The organism is Gordonia sp. C13 (assembly GCF_023218005.1).
Taxonomy (GTDB): Bacteria; Actinomycetota; Actinomycetes; order Mycobacteriales; family Mycobacteriaceae; genus Gordonia; species Gordonia namibiensis.
On record NZ_JALPSY010000059.1, the window covers coordinates 1 to 3398 of the forward strand.

The following is a 3398-nucleotide window of genomic DNA, read 5'->3' on the forward strand; positions in this document are numbered from 1 at the left end:
TTGTGTTCGGCGGTGTCCTACTCTCCCACACTGATTAAGGTGCAGTACCATTGGCGCTGGAGGGCTTAGCTTCCGGGTTCGGAATGGGGCCGGGCGTTTCCCCTCCGCTATGGCCGCCGTAACTCTATAAAACAACCAACAAACAGGTTATTTGTTTGTGTGTGTGTTGTTTCAGAAGTGTCATAGTGGATGCGAACACACCAAAACTGTTGTTTTGTGGTGTGTGGGTGTTGTTGGTAAGTCCTCGGCCGATTAGTACCAGTCACCTGAACACATTGCTGTGCGTACAGTTCTGGCCTATCAACCCCATGGTCTGTAGGGGGCCTTAACCCTGCTAAGAGGGTGAGAAACCTCATCTTGGAACAGGCTTCCCGCTTAGATGCTTTCAGCGGTTATCCCTTCCGAACGTAGCTAACCAGCGGTGCCCCTGGCGGGACAACTGGCACACCAGAGGTTCGTCCGTCCCGGTCCTCTCGTACTAGGGACAGGTTTCCTCAAGTTTCTTACGCGCGCGGCGGATAGAGACCGAACTGTCTCACGACGTTCTAAACCCAGCTCGCGTGCCGCTTTAATGGGCGAACAGCCCAACCCTTGGGACCTACTCCAGCCCCAGGATGCGACGAGCCGACATCGAGGTGCCAAACCATCCCGTCGATATGGACTCTTGGGGAAGATCAGCCTGTTATCCCCGGGGTACCTTTTATCCGTTGAGCGACACCGCTTCCACTTGCCGGTGCCGGATCACTAGTCCCGACTTTCGTCCCTGCTCGACATGTACGTCTCACAGTCAAGCTCCCTTGTGCACTTACACTCAACACCTGATTGCCAACCAGGCTGAGGGAACCTTTGGGCGCCTCCGTTACTCTTTGGGAGGCAACCGCCCCAGTTAAACTACCCACCAGGCACTGTCCCTGAACCCGATCAGGGTCCGAGGTTAGAAGTCCAATACGATCAGAGTGGTATTTCAACAACGACTCCATGAACACTGGCGTGCCCACTTCACAGTCTCCCACCTATCCTACACAAACCGAACCGAACACCAATACCAAGCTATAGTGAAGGTCCCGGGGTCTTTTCGTCCTGCCGCGCGTAACGAGCATCTTTACTCGTACTGCAATTTCGCCGAGTCTGTGGTTGAGACAGCAGAGAAGTCGTTACGCCATTCGTGCAGGTCGGAACTTACCCGACAAGGAATTTCGCTACCTTAGGATGGTTATAGTTACCACCGCCGTTTACTGGGGCTTAAATTCTCAGCTTCGCTCCCCAAAGGGAACTAACCGGTCCTCTTAACCTTCCAGCACCGGGCAGGCGTCAGTCCGTATACATCGTCTTACGACTTCGCACGGACCTGTGTTTTTAGTAAACAGTCGCTTCTCTCTGGTCTCTGCGACCCACACCAGCTCAGACCGCAAGGATCGTCACCAGTCTGGGTCCCCCTTCTCCCGAAGTTACGGGGGCATTTTGCCGAGTTCCTTAACCACAGTTCTCTCGATCGCCTTAGTATTCTCTACCTGACCACCTGTGTTGGTTTGGGGTACGGGCCGTGTACCAACTCACTAGAGGCTTTTCTCGGCAGCATAGGATCATGGAATTCGCCGCAACGGCTACGCATCACCTCTCAGGCTGAATGTGTTCCGGATTTGCCTAGAACACGCCCTACAGGCTTACACCAGTACAACCACTGACTGGCCCCACTACCTTCCTGCGTCACCCCATCGCTTGCCTACTACCAGCCAAGGTCCCATGCATCACCCCAACCTGGCACCCGAAGGTGCTCCCGGGGGATCTGGATGGTTAGTACAACTGATTCAGCATGGGCGCGGATACACGGGTACGGGAATATCAACCCGTTGTCCATCGACTACGCCTGTCGGCCTCGCCTTAGGTCCCGACTCACCCTGGGCGGATTAGCCTGGCCCAGGAACCCTTGGTCATTCGGCGGAAGAGTTTCTCACTCTTCTTTCGCTACTCATGCCTGCATTCTCACTCCCACACCCTCCACCACTAGATCACTCTGTGGCTTCCACGGATGCAGGACGCTCCCCTACCCACCCACACACCTGGTCGCCTCTCCGTAGAAAAACGACGGGCTATTGTGTGAGTGCCGCGGCTTCGGCGGTGTACTTGAGCCCCGCTACATTGTCGGCGCAGGATCACTTGACCAGTGAGCTATTACGCACTCTTTCAAGGGTGGCTGCTTCTAAGCCAACCTCCTGGTTGTCTTCGCGACCCCACATCCTTTTCCACTTAGTACACGCTTAGGGGCCTTAGCCGGCGATCTGGGCTGTTTCCCTCTCGACTACGAACCTTATCGCCCGCAGTCTCACTGCCACACTCTCACTTACCGGCATTCGGAGTTTGGCTGACGTCAGTAACCCTGTGGGGCCCATCGGCCATCCAGTAGCTCTACCTCCGGTAAGAAACATGTGACGCTGCACCTAAATGCATTTCGGGGAGAACCAGCTATCACGGAGTTTGATTGGCCTTTCACCCCTACCCACAACTCATCCCCTCCATTTTCAACTGAAGTGGGTTCGGGCCTCCACGACGTCTTACCGTCGCTTCACCCTGGCCATGGGTAGATCACTCCGCTTCGGGTCTAGACCCGGCGACTCTTTCGCCCTATTCAGACTCGCTTTCGCTACGGCTACCCCACACGGGTTAACCTCGCCACCGAGCACTAACTCGCAGGCTCATTCTTCAAAAGGCACGCCATCACCCACCACAGTAAACTGTGCACAGGCTTTGACGGATTGTAAGCGTCCGGTTTCAGGTACTATTTCACTCCCCTCCCGGGGTACTTTTCACCTTTCCCTCACGGTACTTGTCCGCTATCGGTCACCAGGAAGTATTCAGGCTTACCGGGTGGTCCCGGCAGATTCACAGCAGATTCCACGAGCCCGCTGCTACTTGGGCATCCATCACGCAAGACCATGTGTTTTCAGCTACCGGACTCTCACCGTCTACGGCAGACCATTCCAGGCCACTTCACCTAACACACGATTTTCTGACTCACGCTTCCACAGGCAGATGGAAGAAGATGAACCCCACAACACCACACACACAACCCCTACCCGGTATCACATGCGCATGGTTTAGCCTCATCCGCTTTCGCTCGCCACTACTCACGGAATCACATTTTGTTTTCTCTTCCTATGGGTACTGAGATGTTTCACTTCCCCACGTTCCCTCCACACCCCCTATACATTCAGAGGTGGGTAACACGACATCACTCGTGCTGGGTTTCCCCATTCGGACACCCTCGGATCACAGCTCGTTTGACAACTCCCCGAGGACTATCGCGGCCTACCACGTCCTTCATCGGCTCCTGGTACCAAGGCATCCACCGAACGCCCTTACACACTTACAACAACACCTACAAACCACCCCCACCCCAA

The 3398-nt window shown here is 55.1% G+C and carries 2 rRNA genes; both read right to left on the reverse strand.

Annotation, left to right across the window (positions count from 1 at the left end):
* Positions 1-4 precede the first annotated feature (4 nt).
* Positions 5-121: ribosomal RNA gene (rrf, locus tag M1L58_RS23150) — 5S ribosomal RNA — on the reverse strand.
* Positions 122-232: 111 nt separating this feature from the next.
* Positions 233-3370 (reverse strand): 23S ribosomal RNA (locus M1L58_RS23155).
* Positions 3371-3398 lie beyond the last annotated feature (28 nt).